This window comes from Micromonospora parastrephiae (genome assembly GCF_016802865.1).
In the GTDB taxonomy this organism is placed as follows: Bacteria; Actinomycetota; Actinomycetes; order Mycobacteriales; family Micromonosporaceae; genus Micromonospora; species Micromonospora parastrephiae.
Genome location: NZ_JAEVHM010000009.1, coordinates 1 through 19,279, shown reverse-complemented (window position 1 = coordinate 19,279; position 19,279 = coordinate 1). Strand labels below are relative to the sequence as shown.

Annotated in this window: 20 protein-coding genes and 1 pseudogene; 15 read left to right on the top strand and 6 right to left on the bottom strand. The window is 70.6% G+C overall.

Features of this window, described 5'->3' with window-relative positions; translation table 11 throughout:
- Positions 1 to 47 precede the first annotated feature (47 nt).
- The 6 genes and pseudogenes from JNW91_RS03955 to JNW91_RS31790 form a co-directional block, all read left to right on the top strand.
- A complete protein-coding gene (locus JNW91_RS03955; RefSeq protein ID WP_238424325.1) occupies positions 48 to 1,031 on the top strand; it encodes an alpha/beta hydrolase in 984 nt (327 codons plus the stop codon).
- Between the two features lie 131 nt (positions 1,032 to 1,162).
- On the top strand, positions 1,163 to 2,047 hold the full coding sequence (locus tag JNW91_RS03950; protein WP_203173576.1) for an ABC transporter substrate-binding protein: 885 nt from the start codon (positions 1,163 to 1,165) through the stop codon (positions 2,045 to 2,047).
- Positions 2,044 to 3,012 carry an amino acid ABC transporter permease gene (locus tag JNW91_RS03945; protein WP_309244215.1) on the top strand — a complete coding sequence of 323 codons (969 nt, stop codon included), beginning with the start codon at positions 2,044 to 2,046 and terminating at the stop codon, positions 3,010 to 3,012. Before JNW91_RS03950 ends, JNW91_RS03945 begins: the two co-directional genes overlap by 4 nt.
- A gap of 8 nt (positions 3,013 to 3,020) precedes the next feature.
- On the top strand, positions 3,021 to 3,773 hold the full coding sequence (locus tag JNW91_RS03940) for an amino acid ABC transporter ATP-binding protein (protein ID WP_203173619.1): 753 nt from the start codon (positions 3,021 to 3,023) through the stop codon (positions 3,771 to 3,773).
- Positions 3,773 to 5,389: an N-acyl-D-amino-acid deacylase family protein gene (locus JNW91_RS03935; RefSeq protein ID WP_203173575.1), complete on the top strand. Its 1,617-nt coding sequence runs from the start codon at positions 3,773 to 3,775 to the stop codon at positions 5,387 to 5,389. The genes JNW91_RS03940 and JNW91_RS03935 overlap by 1 nt, the downstream gene beginning before the upstream one ends.
- Positions 5,390 to 5,421: 32 nt before the next feature.
- A pseudogene (locus JNW91_RS31790) lies at positions 5,422 to 6,012 on the top strand (serine hydrolase); the annotation flags it as partial.
- A gap of 47 nt (positions 6,013 to 6,059) precedes the next feature.
- Here JNW91_RS31790 and JNW91_RS03930 read toward each other — a convergent pair.
- The 3 genes from JNW91_RS03930 to JNW91_RS03920 form a co-directional block, all read right to left on the bottom strand.
- Positions 6,060 to 7,079, bottom strand: coding sequence for a LysR family transcriptional regulator (locus JNW91_RS03930; protein ID WP_203173574.1), 1,020 nt, complete (start codon positions 7,077 to 7,079; stop codon positions 6,060 to 6,062).
- A gap of 190 nt (positions 7,080 to 7,269) precedes the next feature.
- Positions 7,270 to 9,084 carry a glycoside hydrolase family 15 protein gene (locus JNW91_RS03925; RefSeq protein ID WP_203173573.1) on the bottom strand — a complete coding sequence of 605 codons (1,815 nt, stop codon included), beginning with the start codon at positions 9,082 to 9,084 and terminating at the stop codon, positions 7,270 to 7,272.
- 69 nt (positions 9,085 to 9,153) lie between these two features.
- Entirely contained in the window at positions 9,154 to 9,630 is a 477-nt protein-coding gene (locus tag JNW91_RS03920; RefSeq protein ID WP_203173572.1) for a hypothetical protein, read from the bottom strand.
- A 482-nt stretch (positions 9,631 to 10,112) separates the two neighbouring features.
- Between JNW91_RS03920 and JNW91_RS03915 the strand changes: the two genes are divergently transcribed.
- The 5 genes from JNW91_RS03915 to JNW91_RS03895 all read left to right on the top strand — a co-directional run bounded on the left by JNW91_RS03915 (position 10,113) and on the right by JNW91_RS03895 (position 13,960).
- On the top strand, positions 10,113 to 10,670 hold the full coding sequence (locus tag JNW91_RS03915) for a TetR/AcrR family transcriptional regulator (protein WP_203173571.1): 558 nt from the start codon (positions 10,113 to 10,115) through the stop codon (positions 10,668 to 10,670).
- A 111-nt stretch (positions 10,671 to 10,781) separates the two neighbouring features.
- Complete coding sequence (locus tag JNW91_RS03910; RefSeq protein WP_203173570.1) at positions 10,782 to 11,801, top strand: NADPH:quinone reductase; 1,020 nt, start codon at positions 10,782 to 10,784, stop codon at positions 11,799 to 11,801.
- Between the two features lie 131 nt (positions 11,802 to 11,932).
- A complete protein-coding gene (locus JNW91_RS03905) occupies positions 11,933 to 12,514 on the top strand; it encodes a TrmO family methyltransferase domain-containing protein (protein ID WP_238424323.1) in 582 nt (193 codons plus the stop codon).
- Positions 12,487 to 13,092, top strand: coding sequence for a YdeI/OmpD-associated family protein (locus JNW91_RS03900; RefSeq protein WP_203173569.1), 606 nt, complete (start codon positions 12,487 to 12,489; stop codon positions 13,090 to 13,092). Before JNW91_RS03905 ends, JNW91_RS03900 begins: the two co-directional genes overlap by 28 nt.
- Before the next feature lie 214 nt (positions 13,093 to 13,306).
- Positions 13,307 to 13,960 carry a hypothetical protein gene (locus JNW91_RS03895; RefSeq protein WP_203173568.1) on the top strand — a complete coding sequence of 218 codons (654 nt, stop codon included), beginning with the start codon at positions 13,307 to 13,309 and terminating at the stop codon, positions 13,958 to 13,960.
- 33 nt (positions 13,961 to 13,993) lie between these two features.
- On the opposite strand, the gene JNW91_RS03890 is transcribed toward JNW91_RS03895, so the two are convergent.
- Entirely contained in the window at positions 13,994 to 14,428 is a 435-nt protein-coding gene (locus JNW91_RS03890) for a hypothetical protein (protein ID WP_203173567.1), read from the bottom strand.
- A 112-nt stretch (positions 14,429 to 14,540) separates the two neighbouring features.
- Here JNW91_RS03890 and JNW91_RS03885 point away from each other — a divergent pair, with 112 nt between their 5' ends.
- Entirely contained in the window at positions 14,541 to 14,804 is a 264-nt protein-coding gene (locus JNW91_RS03885; RefSeq protein WP_091635044.1) for a hypothetical protein, read from the top strand.
- Positions 14,805 to 15,096: 292 nt separating this feature from the next.
- Positions 15,097 to 15,279: a ribonuclease gene (locus JNW91_RS03880; protein WP_203173566.1), complete on the top strand. Its 183-nt coding sequence runs from the start codon at positions 15,097 to 15,099 to the stop codon at positions 15,277 to 15,279.
- An 87-nt stretch (positions 15,280 to 15,366) separates the two neighbouring features.
- On the opposite strand, the gene JNW91_RS03875 is transcribed toward JNW91_RS03880, so the two are convergent.
- Positions 15,367 to 17,406 (bottom strand): hypothetical protein, encoded by a 2,040-nt coding sequence (locus JNW91_RS03875; protein ID WP_238424322.1) that lies wholly within the window; start codon positions 17,404 to 17,406, stop codon positions 15,367 to 15,369.
- 281 nt (positions 17,407 to 17,687) lie between these two features.
- Positions 17,688 to 17,837 carry a hypothetical protein gene (locus tag JNW91_RS03870; RefSeq protein WP_203173564.1) on the bottom strand — a complete coding sequence of 50 codons (150 nt, stop codon included), beginning with the start codon at positions 17,835 to 17,837 and terminating at the stop codon, positions 17,688 to 17,690.
- Positions 17,838 to 18,147: 310 nt separating this feature from the next.
- On the opposite strand from JNW91_RS03870, the gene JNW91_RS03865 reads away from it, so the two are divergent.
- The gene (locus JNW91_RS03865; protein ID WP_203173563.1) at positions 18,148 to 18,342 is read left to right on the top strand and encodes a hypothetical protein; all 195 of its coding nucleotides are present in this window, start codon (positions 18,148 to 18,150) and stop codon (positions 18,340 to 18,342) included.
- Between the two features lie 290 nt (positions 18,343 to 18,632).
- A partial coding sequence (locus tag JNW91_RS03860) for a cellulose-binding domain-containing protein (RefSeq protein ID WP_238424321.1) occupies positions 18,633 to 19,279 on the top strand: 647 nt, incomplete at its 3' end.

Below are 19,279 nucleotides of genomic sequence, written 5' to 3'. Positions count from 1 at the left end.
CTAGTATCGATACCTTAAGTAGCGTAATCCCGTATCGAGGAGGAGCCATGAGCGACATCACCGGTGCACAGCGGCCGCCGCTGGGAATCCGGCTGCTGCACGCCCTGCGGAAGGAGCCGGACTGGCTGACGATGCCGGCCGAGGCGCTGGGCGCGTTCCGTGACGCGGAAAACCGCAGGCGGGCTTCCGGGCTGGCGCGGGTGATCACCGGGTTTCCGGACCGCAGGGCCACGATCGGCTGGCAGCAGCTGGCGCTGCCCGACCGTGTGCTCCGGGTCCGGGTGTACCGCCCGTCGCCCGGACGCGGCGGCTCCACCGCCCTGCCGCTCGTGCTGCACGTGCACGGCGGCGGGTTCGTGGGCACAGCGGTGCAGAGCGACTGGGTCAACAGTCACCTCGCTGGTCGACTGCCCGCCGTTGTCGTGTCGGTCGAGCACCGTCTTCTCGCCCCGGGGATTGCGTTGTCAGCGGCTGTCGACGACGGCTGGGACGTGCTGCGCCACGTCGTACGGCACGCCGCGCAGTGGGGAGTCGATCCGGCACGGGTCGCTGTCTTCGGAGAGAGTGCCGGTTCGGTGGTCGCCGCCCTGGCCGCGATCCGGGCCAGGGAGTCCGATCTGATGTTGCGGGCGCAGGTGCTGGTCAATCCCTGTGTCGATCTGACCTCGACGACGTTCGACTACGCATCGATGAGCGAGCACGCCACCAGCCCGACCCTCACCGTGACGCAGATGGAGCTGTTCCGCCGGTTGGCCGTTCCGGAAGGGACGGATCCTCGTGCCCTGTCACCGTTGTATGCCGAGGACCTGAGCAGGCTGGCCCCGGCGCTGGTGGTGGTGCCGACACTCGACCCGGTGGCCGATCACGGACGTGCATACGCGCAACGGTTGCGCGAGGCCGGGACGTCCGCGCAGCTCGCCGAACATCCCGGCGCGACGCACGCGTTCCTCAGCATGCCGGGCGTGGTGCCACAGGCCAGGTCGGCGCGGAGGGAGATCGCCGGTTTCCTCCGGGGTCGCCTCGCCGGATGACGCCTGACTGCCGCCACAGTCACCAGACCCAGCGCCGACTTTTTCGATGCATACCATGCAGAGCACTCAGGCTGTTCACGCTGGCTGATCCCGGATAGGGTCCCGCCAGTCGCCCAGCCAGGAGGTTTGCCGTGCTCAGGAAGCGTGCGCTCCACGTCGTCATCGGTCTCGTCACCATCACGATCGCGGCAACGGGTTGTGGCCGCTCGACGAGCGGGCAGACCCCGCAGTCCGGCGGCGCCTCCGTCGCCGCCGACGCGAAGGCCGCCGACCTCGTGCCCGCCACCATCAAGGAGAAGGGGGCTCTGCGGGTCGCCACCGCCGAGGGCTACCCACCGATGGAGATGTACAAGCAGGGCACCCAGGATCTGATCGGCGTCGACCCGGAACTGGCCGCGGCCATCGCCAATCGGCTCGGCCTCAAGCTGGAAATGACCAACGCGAGCTTCCCCGGTCTCATCCCCGGCCTGCAGGCCGATCGCTGGGACCTGGCGATGTCCTCGATGAGTGACACCGAGGAGCGGCGCAGGGCGGTCGACTTCGTCGACTACTTCCAGGCCGGCGGCTCGATCATGGTGGCCAGGGGCAACCCCGCCGGCGTCAAGGATCTCGCCGACCTGTGCGGCCGCGCCGTCGTTCTGGCCAAGGGCAGCTCCAACCTCGCCATCGGCGAGGGGCAGAACGCCACGTGCGCCAAGAAGATGACGATCTCGCAGAGCGAGGACGCGCCCACCGGCCTGCTCCAGATCGATGCCGGCCGGGCCGTCGCCACCATCGTCGACTACCCGGTCGCGAAGATGCTCGCCCAGGACAGCGGCAAGTACGAGGTGCTGGAGGCCCAGTACGGGGCCGGACCGTGGGGCATCGCGATCGACAAGAAGGACAGCCAGTTGCGCGACGCGGTGCAGCGGGCGCTCCAGGAGCTGATCGACAGCGGCGAGTACACGAAAATTCTGGAGAAGTGGGGCGTGACGGGTAGCGCCATCCAGGCGGCCACCGTCAACGACCAGAAGTGAGCACGCCCGTGGACCGTACGGCTGACGAGGGGGTACGCGCCGCGGACCCGGCACCCGCAGGGCTGGACACCCCGCAGACCAACCGGATCAGTCACCCCGTCCGACCGGGGCGGTGGCTGGCCGCCGGGGCGGTCGCACTCGTCCTGGTCTGGCTGGGCTGGTCCGTCGCCGTCAACCCCAACCTGCACTGGGACATCGTCGTCGACTACCAGTTCGACCGGGTCATCCTGGACGGGCTGTGGGTCACCATCCAGCTCACGGTCGCGTCGATGCTGATCGGCGTGGTCCTCGGCGTGGTGGTGGCCCTGATGCAGATCTCCGACAGCCGGATCCTGCGCACCGGAGCCACGGCCTACGTCTGGTTCTTCCGGGGTACCCCGCTGCTGGTTCAGCTGATCTTCTGGTTCAACATCGCGCTGATCTTCCCGGAGATTGGTCTCGGCGTGCCGTTCGGCGGCCCGAAGCTGGTGACCTGGGAGACGAACGCCCTCGTCACGGGCTTCGTTGCGGCGCTGCTCGGGCTCAGCATCAACGAGGGCGCCTACATGAGCGAGATCGTCCGGGCCGGACTCCGCGCCGTCGACCCCGGCCAGCAGGAGGCCGCCGCGGCCCTCGGCATGTCCCGCGCGAAGATCATGAGACGGGTGGTGCTGCCGCAGGCGATGCGAATCATCGTTCCGCCCACCGGAAACCAGTTCATCTCGATGCTCAAGACCACCTCGCTGGTCTCGGTGATCGCCGGTGCGGACCTGCTCACCGTCGCCCAACGGCTCTACCTGACCAACTTCGAGGTGATCGCCCTGCTGATCGTCGCGTCCATCTGGTACCTGGTCCTCACCACCGTCGCCAGCGTCGGCCAGTACTTCCTGGAACGCCGGTTCAGCCGGGGCTTCGGGACCACCGTCCCCGGCACGCTGCGTGAACGCATCGGCCGCAACCTGCGGTTCGTCGGGAGTGCGCGGTGAGCGCGCCGATGGTGCGGTGCCGGCAGGTGCGCAAGAGCTTCGGCCGCCTGGAGGTGCTGCGCGGCATCGACCTGGTCATTGAGCGCGGCCAGGTGGTCTGCGTGGTCGGCCCCTCCGGCTCCGGCAAGTCCACGCTGCTGCGCTGCCTCAACCACCTGGAGGAGCCGCAGGCGGGCCGGATCTACGTCGACGATGAACTGATCGGGTACGAGGAGCGCGGCGGGCGGCTGCGACCGTTGCCGGACGCCCGGCTGCGCCGTCAGCGCGAGTCGATCGGGATGGTGTTCCAGCGCTTTCACCTCTTCCCACACCGCACCGCGCTGGAGAACGTGATGGAGGGCCTGGTCGCCGTGAAGGGCGTCCGGGCGGGGGAGGCCCGCAGGCGCGCCGGCGAGCTGCTCGATCGGGTCGGGCTCGCCGACCGGGCGCACCACTACCCGGCCCAGCTCTCCGGCGGGCAGCAGCAGCGGGTGGCCATCGCGCGGTCCCTGGCGATGTCGCCGAAGCTGATGCTCTTCGACGAGCCGACCTCGGCGCTCGATCCCGAACTGGTCGGCGAGGTGTTGGAGGTGATGAAGGACCTGGCGGCGAGCGGCATGACGATGATCGTGGTGACCCATGAGATGGGCTTCGCCCGCGAGGTCGGCGACCACCTGGTCTTCATGGACGACGGCCTGATCCTCGAGGAGGGCCCGCCGCGGGAGGTTCTCGCCGCGCCGGCGCACGAACGGACCCGCGCGTTCCTGTCCAAGGTGCTGTGATGGAGATCGACCTGCTGGTCACCGGCGGAGAGGTCATCGACGGCAGCGGCTCGCCGGCCCGCAGCGCCGACGTGGGGGTGCGGGACGGCCGGTTGCTGCTGCTGCCACCGGGCAGCCGCAGTGCCGCCACGGTCGTGAACGCCCGCGGCCTGGTCGTCACCCCCGGCTTCGTCGACGTGCACACCCACTCCGACCTGCTCGCCGGCGACGACGAGCAGCGCGAGAGGTTGCGCCTCGCGCCGCTGCGCCAGGGGGTCACCACCGAGATCTGCGGCAACTGCGGGATCAGTCCCTTCCCGGTCCCGGCAGGGCGGGCCGAGACGGTGCGGGACCTGGTCGCCGCCACGTTCGGCCCGCCCGCGGCGACGTACGCGTCCTTCGCGGAGTTCGCCGCCGCGCAGGGCGCGGCCCGGCGCAATCATCTCGCCGCCCTGGTGGGCCACGGCACGCTCCGTGCGGCGGTCGTCGGCTTCGCGCAGCGCCGGGCCACCGCCGTCGAGCTCCGGCGCATGTGCGCGCTGCTCGACGAGGCGCTCAGCGCCGGCGCGGCCGGACTCTCCACCGGCCTGATCTACTCGCCGGGGGTGAACGCGGGCACCGACGAGGTCATCGCGCTCGCCCGGGTCGCCGCCGCGCACGGCAAGCCGTACGTGACGCACCTGCGCGACGAGATGTCGCAGGTCGATTCGGCGCTGGAGGAGGCGATCGAGATCGCCACCGCGGCCGGGGCGGTGTTGCAGGTGTCGCACCACAAGACGGCCGGGCGACGCGCCTGGGGCGCCACGGTGCGCACCCTGGCCCGACTCGAACGGGCACGGGCCGAAGGGCTGGACGTCCTTTGCGACGTCTACCCGTACACCGCCGGCAGCACCGCCCTGCACGCCCTGCTCCCACCCTGGGTCATCGCCGACGGCGTGCCGGCGATGCTCACCGCCGTCCGAGAGGCGACGGTCCGGGACCGCATCCGCGCCGACCTGGCCGCCGGGCTGCCCGGCTGGGAGAACACCGTCGGCAACGGCGGTTGGGACCTGATCAGGGTTGCCTCCGCCCCGACCAGCCCGGACGTCGAGGGGCACACCATCGCCGACCTCGCCGCCGCCCGCGGCGTCGACCCCGTCGACTGCGTCTGCGACCTGCTCGCGGCCGAGGCCGGCAACGTGACCATCCTCAGCCACTCGATGCGGGAGGACGACGTGCGGCGGGTGCTCGCCAGCCCGCTGGCGATGCTCTGCTCCGACGGCGTGCCCAAGCCGGGGCGGCCCCATCCGCGCTGGGCGGGCAGCTTCGCCCGGATGCTCGGCCACTACGTCCGTGACGTGGGCCTGCTGAGCCTGACCGAGGCCGTGCACAAGATGACCGGGATGCCGGCCCGCCGTTTCGGTCTGGCCGGGCGGGGTCTGCTCGCCGACGGGTACGCGGCGGACCTGGTCGTCCTCGACCCCGCACAGGTCGCCGACGGCGCTACCTACGACGACCCGCTCGCGCCGCCACGTGGCATCCGCCACGTGGTGGTCGACGGCCGGATCGTCGTGGACGGCGACCGGGTCACCGAGGCCAGACCGGGTCGGGTGCTGGCCGTAGCGAATCGCGCGCCTGCCACGCCGAGGTGGACGTGACCGGGCCGGCCGTCCCCACCCGTGTCGGTGCGATGGTGCGAGGGCTGGACGACGGGCGCGTCCTCTCGCTCGACCCGGACCTCGTCCTGCCGCTCGCCAGTGTCGGCAAGCTGCTGCTGCTCGGCGAGGTGGCCCGCCGCCTCGCCGACGGAACCCTCACCCCCGACCAGCCGGTCGACCTGCTCGACGACGACCGGGCACTCGGCGGAACCGGCCTTCTTGGTCTGCTCTCGCCGCGACGGTGGACCGTCGCCGACCTCACCACCGCGGTGGCCGCGGTGAGCGACAACGCGGCCACGAACGCCCTGCTGCGACTGGTGACCCTCGACGCCGTTCAGGACCTGGCCCGCCGCAGCGGCCTTCGGGGCACCACTGTGCACGACCGGATCCGGGCCAGCCGAGGCCCGGACGTACCACCGACGTTCGCAACCGGCACCGCCCACGACCTCTGCGCCCTCCTCGCGGGCGTGGCGACCGGAACGTGGCAGGGCCAGCGGGCGTCCGGACTGCTGCGCGGGTGGCTCGCGCGCAACAACGACCGTGCCCTCGTCGCCGACGCCATCCGCCACGACCCCTGGTCCGTGACCGGCGTCCAGGTGATGAACAAGACCGGGACCGACACCGGGGTACGCGCCGACGCCGGCATCGTCGTCGGCCGGCGCACCGTCGTCTACGCCGTGGTCGCGGCCTTTTCGCCCGGCGCGGAACGGGCTGCGGTGGGGGAGCTGCGGCGGTGGGGTAGGGCCGTCGACCGGATCGCCGGCACCCGTGGCCACCGCTTGATGAGCTCCTGACTGAGCCCTGCCGCGGCGTCGGTCAGCCGGTCCACGAAGCTGCCGACCACCGGGTTCGGGTTGCCGGGGCGTAGCGCCACCCCGATTTCCCGGTGCAGGTTGGCGTGGGCGAGCGGCTGGACCGCCACCTCGCCGGGGTCGCGCAGACCCAGCGACGGCACCAACGCGACGCCGACACCTGCCCGGACCAGGCCCAGCACCACCTCGTAGTGGTCGCTGCGGCAGCGGATCCGGGGCTGGAATCCCTCGGCGCGCGCCGCCAACTCCAGCACGGAGACCTCGCCCTGCACACCGAGCGTGGTGATCCACGGCTCGTCGGCCAGGTCGGTGAGCCGCAGCCGTCGCCCGGCGAGTGGGTGCCCGGCCGGGAGCACCACCAGTTGTGGATCAACCATCAGCGAAGAGACCTTGGCGCCGGGGGACATCTCCGGGGCGGGACTCAGCGGATGGTCGAACACCACCACGACGTCAAGCTCGCCCTGGTTGAGGCGCGGGAGCAGGTCGGACGGCTGCCCCAGGATCAACGCCAACTCGACCTGAGGGTGGTCGGCGGTGAAGCTGGACAGAGCGCGCGGCAGCAGCTCCGTGCCGGCGGTGGCGAAGAAACCGATCCGCAGCAGGCCCCGCCGGCCTTCCCCATGGGCCGACAGCTCGTCGCGGGCCGCCGACATCAGATCGATGATCTGCTGCGCGTAGTCGGCCAGGCGCTGACCCGCCGCGGTGAGCCGCAGGCTCCGCGGCCCCCGGTCCACCAGCGCCACCCCTGCCTCCTGCTCCAGCGTGGCGAGCTGGTGGGAGACGGCGGACGGGCTGAGCCGCAGCTGTTCGGCGGCGGCGACGATGGTCCCGTGCCGGGCGATCTCCAGCACAACCTGCAGGCGCGCCGTGTTGAACATGCGTGGACCGCCTTCCTGCTCCCACGGGCGCGAACAGCCCCGCCGCTGCCGGACCACCCCGTCCCCGCTGCCGGGGGCGAGGCACACCGGAGTCGGAGGCGGGCCGGGTCATCGTCCCGGCGGCCTGTTGAGAATACGCACGATCACCGGCACCGGGACCGCGCTGGCCCGCGGGCGATCGGACACAGGTTCAGTAGTCGGGGGCGTCTCGGATGGCGAGTGCCGCTTGGATGAGCGCGGCGTGGGTCAGCGTTTGCGGGTAGTTGCCGAGGTGGGCCCCCGTCGCGGGGTCCAACTCTTCGGCGTAGAGGCCGAGTGGGCTGGCGTAGTCGAGCATGGCCTGGAACTGCTCGACGGCCTCCGTGCGGCGCCCGGTGCGCGCGAAGCCCTGCGCGAGCCAGAATGAGCAGGGCAGGAAGGCGCCTTCGGTGCCGGGTAGGCCGTCGCTTCCCGGCGGGTAGCGGTAGAGGAGCGGACCGCCGGCGGAAAGCCTGTCCCGGATGGCGTCGATGGTGCCGCGTACCCGGGGCGACCGGACGTCGTCGATGCCGAGCAGCGGCAGGACCAGCAGGGCCGCGTCGAGTTCCTGGGAGCCATAGCTGCGGACGTAGCTGGTCGCCGTCGGGTCGAAGCCGCGTGTTCGGACCTCGGCGGCGATGGCGTCACGGGATTTCTGCCAGCGTCGACGCTGGCGGTCCCGCAGGGGGTGGGTGTCGGCGATGGCCAGGGCACGGTCCAGGGCGAGCCAGCCCATGAGCTTGGAATGGACGTGTTGGGCGGGCTCGCGGACCTCCCAGACACCGGCGTCCGGCTCCTTCCAACAGTGGGCGACCACGTCGGCGAGCCCGCGCACCGTCCGCCACGTTTCGGTGTAGAGGCGGTGTCCGGCCTGCGCGAATGCCCAGGCCGCGTCGATCACCCAGCCGTAGCCGTCGAGCTGGTGTTGGCTGGCGGCGCCGTTGCCGATCCGTACCGGGGGGCTGTCGAGATAGCCCGGCCAGTTGGGTAGTTCCCGTTCCGCTGGCACGTGGCGGCCGTGCAGGGTGAGCAGTGCCGGCAGGCGTGGCCGTTGCAGCCGGCTGGCGTGCAACAGCCACGCGAGGAACCCGCGGGCCTCGTCGGTCTTGCCGAGGCTGAGGAAGGCGCTGACGCCGATGCTGGCGTCACGGGGCCAGACGTAGCGGTAGTCCCAGTTCCGTACCCCACCAAGATCCTCGGGCAATGACGTGGTGGCTGCGGCAAGCGGGGCTCGGGAGGGCGAGTAGCTCAACAGCCGCAGGGTGAGCATGCTCCGTACGACGTGTTCGCGGAACGGCAGCGTCCCGTCGATTTCCGCCGCCCAGGCCCGCCATCGGGTCTCATCCTCGCTGAGCAGTTCCCAGGCCGCTGCCGGCTCGACGTGGATGAGCGGTTCGCGGTGCGCCACGGCCAGGACGAGGGTGACGGGGTGGCCTGGCCTGACCGCGATCGAGGTAGGCCGACCCGGTTCGATGCGGAGTTCGGGGGTGCTGCTCAGCGAGACCGCGAGCGACCCCCACTCACACACGAGGGCCTGCCGCCGGTGGTGGACTCGGGGCCTGCGGTGCCGTTCGCCGAGGCGGGGGTCGAACTCCACGACGACGTCGACCGGTGCTTGCTCGGCCGACAGACGCCGCACGATCAGTGTCGTGGGCAGCAGGCGGCCGCTGACCTCGGCCACCATGGCCTCGGTGAGGCTGAGCCGGCTGCTACCCACCGCCCAGGTGGTTTCCAGGGTGGCGGTGTGCTGCCGGTAACGTCGTTCGACGACTGCGGCCGGCCGGGCCGGTCCGATCCGGAACGTTCCCGCCTGCGGGCCTCCGATCAGTCGGCCGAACAGGGGCTCGCCGTCGAAGCGGGGCACGCAGAGCCAGTCCATCCCGCCGTCGCTCGCGACCAGGGCAGCGGTGCGTGTGTCGCCCAGCAGGCCGTAGTCGCTGATCGGCGCCGCAGGCCGGGGACACGTCGTTTCGGGCCCACCAGTCATGGAGATCGTTTCCCAACGAGTCGCGCTGGTGAACACAGCCCGTCAGGCGGGGCACCAGCGGGGTGCGGGTCAATTGCCTTGGAGGAGCAGTCCGAGACAGACCCCGTAGATGATGTGGACGACAGTCGTGACCGCGGGAGTCGGGATGCCGTAGTTGATGGCGAACAGGCCGGGCGGCTCCAACACGGCCGTGCTGGCCGGCCCCGCACGTTCCGAGGCCATGCGCGGGTGGACACCCGGAAGCAGCGGCAGGATCACCGTCAGCGCGATCCCGACGTGCAGGATCCCGAGCAGCGCTCCGATCCACCAGGTGGCGCGGTGCAACAGGGCGAACGTGGCCGCGTAACCGAGGGCGAAACCCTGACCGGCGCAGAGGTGAAGGAAGAATCCGGCGACCCGGGCCCGATCGGGATCCTCGGTGACGAGGGTCCCGAGCACCAGGGCGAAGTCGAGCCGAGTGAGGCCGGCCAGTTGAGCCATTAACATCGCCGCGGTGAGCGCCGAGGTGGCGACCAACCCGAACAGCGCCCATCCGGCCCAGTCCATCTCAGCAGTCGTTGACGTCGCGGGCGTTTCCGGTCGGTACGGCCGCGTGGTCGGCGCAGGCGCCATGGACGCCAGGTCTCCCGACGCCGGCCTCGGCCAGCCGCGAATGGAGGCGAGGGCGACCTGTCGAACAGCGGCTCCCAACCGTCGACACCGGGCACGCCGAGGTGCTCTCGGTCATCGGTCCACCCTCCGGCTGGACAACGTGAAAATCCTGCGGGCCAGGGGCGGGCACCCGTCTCGCACAACATGCGACGGCAGTGCCCGCCCGGTTTCTCACCATAAGCCACCAGACCTGTCGCCCTGGCCTGCTCGCCGAGACGTCCGTCGAAAGCAGGCAGCGTCCGCTCATGCCGATGTGAGCATCTGGTCCTGATCAACGGGCCCGTGTCGTACGTGACACCCCTCAGCGCAAAAAGAACGACGGTTCTGTTGTACTGTTCCCTTAAGCAGTACGAGGATTCTTTTTGTGGGGAGGTGCAGTGCCCCGGCTCACCGATGCGCGCAAGGAACTCCGGCGCGCCCAGATCGCCGAGGCCGCCGTACGCTGCTTCGGCCGTAACGGCCTGGAGCGAACCTCGATCGCCGAGATCACGGCCGAATCCGGGCTCTCGGCCGGATCGATCTACGCCCACTACCGAAACAAGGCCGACCTGGTCCAGGCCGCCGCCCGCGCGGTGCTGGCGAAGCGCGCCGCGGTCCTCGACGAGTACGCCGCCAGCGATGTCCCGCCCGACCCCGACGAGCTGCTCGCCCGTCTGATCGCCGCGATCGACCCTGCCGAGGCCCGGGTCGGCGTGCAGACCTGGGGTGAGGCGACCACCAACCCGGCCATCCGCGGCATCGTCGTCGACATGGTCGACCGGATGCGCGCGATGCTGCACGACTGTGTCACGGCGTGGCTGGTCAAGGTCGAGCATCACGAGCCGGCCGAGGCCCGGGAGCGCGCAACCCCCATCGCCCACCGGGTGTTGGCGCTCTACCAGGCCGAACTGCTGTACGCCGCCTTGCGGGCAGCGACCGGGGAGACAGTGTCATGACCGCCGAGACGCCTGCGTTCGCCGGTCGCACCGTTCTCCGCACCCCCGGACGCCCCTGACGAACCTGCTCGCCTGCCGGGCAACCGTTGTTCACCACGTTAAGGACACATCATGAAAGCCATCATCTACCGCGACAACGGTGGTCCCGACGTTCTTCAGCTCGTCGACCGTGACCCGCCCGCGCCCGCTCCCGGCGAGGTTCGCGTCCGGGTCGTCGTGTCCGGGGTCAACCCGGCCGACTGGCAGGCCCGGTCCGGCGCCGGTCACCCCAAGCGCTTCGCCGAGGTCACCCCGCACCTCGACGGCGCCGGCATCATCGACGCCGTGGGTGAGGAAGTCGATCAGAGCCGGGTCGGACAGCGGGTCTGGCTGTTCATGGCCGCCGCCGGGCGGCCCACCGGCACCGCCGCCGAGTTCACCGTCGTACCCGCCGAGCAGGCCGTGCCGCTGCCCGACGAGGCCAGTTTCGACGTCGGCGCCGCGCTCGGCGTCCCCGCGTTCACCGCGCACCGGGCGCTCACCGTCGCCGAGGACGGCCCGCGCCGCCTGCGGCCCGGCGCGCTCGACGGCGGGGTGGTGCTCGCCGCCGGCGGGGCCGGGGCGGTCGGGCACGCGGTGATCCAACTCGCCCGATGGGCCGGCGCCACCGTGATCAGCACGATCAGCGGACCGGAGAAGGCCCGGCTGGCCACCGCCGCGGGCGCTCACCACGTCATCAACTATCGCGAGGGCGACCCGGCCGCCGCGATCCGTGAGATCGCCCCGGACGGCGTCGACATCGTCGCCGAGGTGGCGCTCGGCGCAAACCTCGCCCTGGACCTGGCCGTGCTGCGGACGCGCGGAACGATCTCGACCTACGCCAACGACGGTGGCAAGCCGGTCGAACTGAACGTGCTGCAGAACATGGTGCTGAACACACGCCTTCAGTTCCTGGTGCTCTACACGGCCGGCCCGCAGGCACGCGCCGCGGCTGCGGAAGACGTCGCCGCCGCAGTCCGCGACGGCGCGCTGCCGGTCGGCGAGGACCACGGCCTGCCGCTGATCCGCTTCCCACTCGATCGCACGGCCGACGCGCACCGGGCGCTGGAGAGCGGCGCTGTCGGCAAGGTCCTGGTGGATGTCACGTCGTGAGATCCAGCCGGTGCCGGGCGCGGTGTCTCGGCGCTGACGATGGCGTCCTTGCCGCCGCCGGGGTGATGCTGGCGATCAGCATGCTCCTGCTCGTCGCGTAACCGGTTGCAGCGGAAATTCAGCCTCTAGTCATGGTCAGCTTCCAGATCACCCCGAGAGGTACGGTCCGGAATGACAGGACCGATGTCCAGCACACCGACAACTGGGGTGCCGTCCGCAGCACGATCACCATCGACGAGCGCTTCGGCGATTTGTGCCTCCAAGGACTGGAGGGCTTCTCCCATGTGGAAGTCCTCTTCATCTTCGATCGGTTCTCGGAACGCGGCGACTACCGCGAACCCCGTCCCTACCGCGGCCGTTCCGACCTCCCGCCCGTTGGCGTATTCGCCGGCCGGGGACCCCGCAGACCAAACCGCGTGGGGGTGACGTGCTGCGCCATCGAATCCGTCCGCGGCCGGGAACTGACGGTGGTGGGCCTCGACGCTGGTCTCGGGCACCCCGGTCATCGACCTGAAGCCGACGATGAGGGAGTTCCTCCCGGTGAACGTCAAGCAGCCGGATTGGGTCAGCCGCCTGATGTCGGAGTACTTCCAGCCGTAAGCGGGGTCCGGGCGAAGTTCAACGCTGTGCTGGGTAGGGGCTTTCGGGATGGCGGTAGTGTCGAAGACGCGGTTAGCCTGCCGTCATGGCGAGCGCCGAACTGGATGAGTTGATCGTCGCGGACGTCGAGGCGCTGCGCGCGTGGTTGTCGGCCAACCACGCCACGTCGCCAGGCGTCTGGCTCGCTCTGACCAAGAAGGGCGGCACAGTCACCGCGCTGACCTGGCAGCAGGCGGTCGACGAGGCGCTGTGCTTCGGCTGGATCGACGGGCAGGCCCGTAAGCGCGATCAGGAGTCCTCCTGGATCCGGTTCACCCCGCGCAGGCCCCGCAGTTCCTGGTCGCAACGCAACGTCGCCCATGTGGCCCGGCTCGAGGCGCAGGGGCGGATGATGCCCGCGGGCCGCGCCGCGGTGGAAGCGGCGAAGGCGGACGGGCGGTGGGCTACCGCCTACGCCCCGCCATCGGAAGCCGAGGTACCGGCCGACCTGCTCGCCGCCATCGCCGCGGACCCCGCCGCACAGGCCATGTTCGACGTACTCACGAAGACCAACCGGTTCGCCCTCATCCACCGCCTCAATGCCGTCAAACGGGCGCAGACCCGCGAGCGGATGATCTGCGATTTCGTCGCCATGCTGGCCCGTCACGAGACGATCTACCCGCAGAAGGCCAGCCCGCCGAGCTCGCCGTAGAGCATCGCGGGTGCGTCCGTCGTGGTCGTGACCACGTCGGACGTTCCGCCCGCAACGGCCGGCGAGGTCGCGCGCCCCGGCCTGCCCGCACGGCGGCTAGTCTCGTTCCATGCGGCGACTTGGGGGACTCGTCAGCGTCCATCCCGTGTCGAACGGTCGACGGTGGGTTGCCGGGATCGGAGCGTTGCTGATCGCGGGCGTTCCGACGGGTGTGATGACCACGGTGATCGCCACCTCTTGGATCCCCACCCGCTTCGGCCGGCTGATCGGCTACTCGTTGGTCATCGTCGCGGTGGCGGTGCCGCTCGCGATCACACAACTGACAAAGGCGATGAGGGGCGGTTCCGCCGAGTCGTACGAGATCCACGAGCATGGTCTCGCCCATGTCAGGCGGGGCGACCGGCGCGCCTGGACGTGGGAGCAGGTCTACGGCGTTGTCGTGATCGAGAAGGGCGGCATCGCCTGGTTCGGCTGGGACTTCGGCTGCCTGGTCAGCCTCAACGACGGCGTCCGGTTGCAGTTCAACGGTCTCACCCGCGATGCCAGGGCAATGGCGGGGACACTGAAGAGCCGTTGCCCGCAGGCCGTCGGCAAACGGCATGATCCCCGTTGGCAGGCCATCTTCCTCTGGCTGGCCCCTGTCCTCGCGGTCGCCTTCGGCTGGACGATCTGGTGGGCCGTGGATCTCATCAGGACGAACGACGCGCAGTCCGACTCACTCTCGCCCGGCTACGTGAAGGGCGTGGATCCGTTGAGCGACGGCGCAATCGGCGGTCTCAGCCTGCTCATCGTCGCCTGCGCGCTGGGCGGCATTGCCGCCACCTTCGCCTCGATCGGACTGATCGCCGCCCGCATACGCTCCCGCTGACGCCGCCAGGACGGCGTCAACCATTGCCGGGTGCTATGCCCACGGCGGGAGGTGCCGGCCCACATAGGCACGAGCACGTGGGAGCGGGTCACGCCAATACTGATCTGGCATACGGTGGTGGTGCTCCGCGCAGAATTCAGCTATATCGACCGTTATGCTGACGCGTTCCAGCGGGTGACTCTCGAAGTCCGCGTTGACGGCCAGCAACCGCGGCTCCGGGTTCCAGCCCGAATGGTCGAACGCCCAACCATCCCGGACCGCGTAGACGTGGAAGACCTGTAGCTCGCCCGCCAAGCGCACCGCCGCCACCTCGATCGAGCGGCCCGGGTACGAATCTCGACAGACCCAGGCGAGGACGTGGCACGCTCCGGCAGCGAAGAATGCCTGGTCCGCCCGCTCCCATGCGACGCGCTGATCCGAGCGCTCGATCGCTGTCCGACGAAAGGTTCCCGCTGCCTCTGCTGCCACCGGACCCACGCTAGTGGGCGGGCCTGACGCCTCCGCTCATGCCGCGGATCGTGCGCGCGGACAGCAGTCCGGGATAGCCTTGGCGTATATGGCTACCTATCGCAGTGCCTCAGTGCTTCTCTCCTCGGACGGCACCAGGACCCCCGGGACCGCCGCGCTTTTCGCCGAGCCCGCCCGCAAGGGTGGGACCCCGCCGTGGGCAGGCGACTTCCGACCCGCCAACAGCGCCGGCAATGGCCCCAAGAACGCGGTCGGGAAGACCTTCACGCTGGAGTTGCCCGACGGCAGCACCGGCAAGGTCGTGGTTCAGGGCCTCAAGAGCGGGAAGGGAGGCGTCGTGCTGGCGTTGATGGGCGAGGACGCGCCCCCCTTCTGATCAGACGACTGATCGCCTCAGACGACTGATCGCCGCCGACGCCGCCGGCTGGAGACGGCCGGTGTGCGACGGCGCCGATGTCACCGCGTTCGGACGGCTGCCGGGCGCATTGCCTCATCCGTGGCCGGGCGTGTGCAGCTCGTGGTAGGTCAGCGCGGTGTCCCGTCGGTCACCACCACGCCGTCGGGGCGCCGCGCCTGCCGTTCGATCAGCTGCGTCCTCGCCCCGCAGGTGCCGGTCGAGCAGCACCAGTAACCGTTTGCTGGTGTGGCCGAAGGGTAGTGGGGTGGTTATGACCACGCCTGAGCAGAATCAGCAGGAGAGGGCCCTCGAAACCGGCGAGGTGTATCAGGACGCCGAGGGACGCCGAACGACGGACCCGGCCTCCGGAGCCGCGCACGCCGACAGCGAGGCCGACCGCAACGCGGAGCACCTGAGGCGCGGCGAGGTCGGGCCGCGCGTCCCGGAGGAGTAGCCGCCCGTACCGACAGCCAGGGTGTTCCCCACCGACCCGCCGGGATGGTGAGCCCGGCGGGTCCTTCGGGGGCGTCCGGTCACCCGGTCATGGGCAGGGCCGCCGCGCGCAGACGTCGATGACCTTGCCGGTGAGCAGGAACGCCGCTTTCTGTTTCTGAGCCCCGGCCTGGGCGCGCGGGAACTCGTGCGGATCGTCGCCGTACTGCGGACCGGCCGGAGCGAGGTTGGTCGGCGGCGGAGCGAAGGCCGCGCCGCTGTTCCAGATCACGATGGCCGAACCGGTGTACGGGTAGCTGCGGATCGGCGCGATGCCCCAGTACGGCGGCGCGTCCAACGACCAGCCGTCGGCGAGCGCGGGAGTGTGCAGGCGGGCGCCGATGGTGCGCGCCTGGACCTCCGCCGCGGCGGGTGAGACCTGGTGGTCGCCGAAGGCCACGTGCATCAGCACCTGGTGCGCCGGGGTGCCCGGCAACGGCCGGTCGGTCATGTGCTGGGCGTACCCGTTGGCCTCGGACCGGTCCCACAACATCTGCAACAGCGCGAGAATCAGCTGCTGGTCGACCTTGTCCGGGTAGTGGCCGTCCATGATCGTCTGGAACGGGGCGAAGTCCACGCTGCGTTGCAGCAGCGTGGAGTAGTTCATCGCGGGTACGCCGAGCACCGACCGGGTCCAGTCCTGAGCGATGGCGGTGAGCGCGCCGCCGTTGATGCCGCCCTGGCTGTTGCCGTCGTAGTGCAGCCCGCCGGCCACGTTGATCAGCGGTCGCGCGGTGGCGTCCCGGAAGGCCGGGTGGGCGGCGAACCCGCCGGGGTGGATCATCGCGCGGCCCAGGAAGAGGAAGTTCAGGTAACTCTGCTGCAGCCGGTCCACCACCGCGGGGAAGGCGCTCAGGTCGGTGAAGGCGCCTGCCACATAGGGGACGTCGGCGGCGGCCATGCCGATCCAGCTGGTCGCGCAGAAGGTGAAGTCGTACGTGTTCGACATCGTCCTGACGTTGCCGGCGTTGATCTCGGACGGCCTGCCGAGCAGCCCGTGGCCGTAGAGCGAGAGGTGCGCCGGCTTCGCGGCGGAGGCGCTGCGCGGGATGTTGCAGACGAAGTCCGCCGCCACCGTCGTCCCGGACGGCGTGGGCAGGGAGTTCGGCGTCGGTGGCCTCCCGCCGCCGCCGGCCGGCCCGTAGTGCAGCCGGGAGCCGGGCCCGCCGTCGCCGGTCAGATAGGACGGTACGCCGATGGTGCCGGTCACCTGCCGGGCGATCAGCGGCTCCTGCTCCGGTGGGTAGTCGGTGACCTGGGTGACGGTGAACGACGGCGCGGCCCGGCCGAGAGCGGCGAACGCGCTGTCCCGGACCGCCAGCATCCGCCCGGTCAGACCGTGCCGGCTGGCGACGGTGAAGTCCCAGGCGAGGTAGAGGCCGTGTCGCTTGACGTCGGTCCTGGTCAGGTCACTGACGATGCGCTTCATCTGTGGCACGCGACGGTCCCGATGGCCGAGGCCGGCGCCGGTCACGTACGCCGTGAACGCCTTCGGCGCCGGGATCAACGCCCCACTGCCGTCGCGCATGTCGCGCAGGCCGACGACGTACCGGGTGCCCTCGGCCAGCGCCACCGCCGGCCGGATGATCAGCAGCTGTCGATCGGGCTGGCCGGCGGCGTGCGCGTCCAGCTCGGCCCAGTACGGCGTGCGCTTGCCGGTCCGGGTGTTGAGCAGCACGATCGGCGCGTCCGGCGCCAGCGAGCGACCGATGTCGGTGACCGGCGCGATCCTGGTCGCCACGGCGTCGAGCCCGGGCACGCGTACCAGGATCGGCGAGCCGGGGCTGAACCCGTCCTGTCGGTTCCATTCCGTCGGGTCGATCGGCGTTCCCTGGGTGTTGGCGGGCATCGCGGAGGCCGCGAGCCGCACCCGCCTGCCGGTGGGGCTGGTCCGATCCGGCACGGTGAAGTAGTCGTTCGGGAACGGCAGCAGGCAGGCCGTCGGGTCGATGGGATCGCAGGACGCGTGCCCGGCCGGGCCGGGAGTCGCGGGCGGCGCGGCGGCGGCGGGCGTGCCGAGGAGGGAGGCACCCACCGTCACCAGCACGGACACGGCGAAACGAAGCCGTCTGGGTGTGCTCACTCGCATCTCCTTCGACGCTGGACGGTGGGTCGTCCGGACGGAACGACGGCGATTGATCCGCGGTGTTCTTCCTACGCTCGTGAAGGAATCTCAGCAAGGGTCGCGAAGTCGGCTGCCACCCGGCCGACGCCCAGTCAGAGGTGTCCAGCGCGTACCCGACCTGTTCTCGCCGATCTACACCGCTCGTTGTTTCTCGCCTCAGCTCCGCAGGAACCCTTTGGATCAGTCGATCGACCGGGACCAGGTTGTTCGTCGTATGCGAACCCTGGTCCCGGCCGATCGGCCGATCAGCAGTTCTCGGTGGTGTACTGGACCCACGGGTTGAGGTACGCCCCGCTGATGAAGCCGGACCCACCGGTGCTGAAGCGCGCGTGCCACCAGACGGCGATGCCGTTGACCGTGTCGCCGCCCGTGGCGCAGTCCAGGTACGCCGTCACGCCGCGATTCACCTGGCCATAGGCGGTGCAGGACGTGTGCGGCCCGGTGCGGTAACGGACACCGGCTCTCGTCACCACGGCTGTACGGCTGCTCCGGTCCGACCAGCCCTGCTATCGATAGATGTGCTCAACCTCTCGCTACGACAAACTGGCCGTGCGCTACGAAGCCACACCGACCATCGACGCGGGGTTCTGGGTCGGGTCCGATGCCGGGCACGCACTGTTCATGACCCGGCCGCCCGAGCGACAGGTGCCAGGCGTTAACTGATCGACGGGGTCGATGGTCGGGAGGTGCGCTGTGGCGTTGCCGATGAGCGAGGCCCTGCTACTCGGTGCGTGGCTTGTCGAGTTCGCGGCCAGCGCTGTGGCCATGTACACCGCCGCGACGTACCGGCAGTCTGCCCGCCCGGCCGTCGTCATGCGCACCTCGCGAACCGCCGCCGGTGTCGCCGTCCTGATGCTGGCTGGGCTGGCGATCTGGGCGCTGCTCACACTCGCTCGGTAGGTCTCTCCTGCGAGGCTCGGCAACACGTTGCTCGGCCCCCCACGGAATGCCGACGCTTGATTAGATAGGGATCGGTAAATAGATTGAGGTTGGGCACCGCCGGGGTCCGGGCGACCGGGTCGTCGGCGGCTGACAGGTCCACCCCGAGCCGGGCACTTCGGTCGTACGCACCGACCAGCCGTAGTGGCGCACCGCCGCGCTACACCCAGGGCGCGTTGCCGCGCTGCGTCCGTCCGGGACGCGCGCCGCCGCGCCGCCTCCGTCCCAGCTCGATGGCAGAAGGACCTTCCATGACGATTCTCCGCGCCCGCCCCGCCCCGACCCTGGCGGTCGTCGCCGCCCTGGTCACCGCCGTGACCGCGACCGGAACGGCCCTGCTCACCGGTCCGGCCGCAGCCGCCCAGGGGTGCCGGGTCGACTACACGCCCAACCAGTGGCCCGGCGGATTCACCGCCAACATCAAAGTCTCCCCGGGGGACACCGCCGTCTCCAGTTGGACCGTCACCTGGACGTACGCCGGGGACGAGCGCGTCACGAGCGGCTGGAACGCCACGGTCAGCCAGTCCGGATCGACGGTGACCGTCCGCAACGCGTCGTACAACGGCAGCATCCCGGCCGGCGGCTCCACCGAGTTCGGCATTCAGGGCACGTTCGGCTCCAGCGGCGGCGCGCCGACCGGGTTCAGCCTGAACGGCGTACCGTGCAACGGCACCGAGCCGCCCCCGACCACCCCGCCGCAGCCCGGCCGACCGGTCAACCGAATTACCGCCGGACCACCCGTAGCCTGCGCACCCCGTTGGAGCGGGTGGACAGTGGTCACCGGGCCGACGACTTCATCAGCCGATGCCGAGCGGGCGCCGCAGGTGCCCGTACCCCCGGTGCCTGTACCACGGCGCCGACCCGGCGTACGGCGAATGGTTGGTCACCCCGCCGTGCT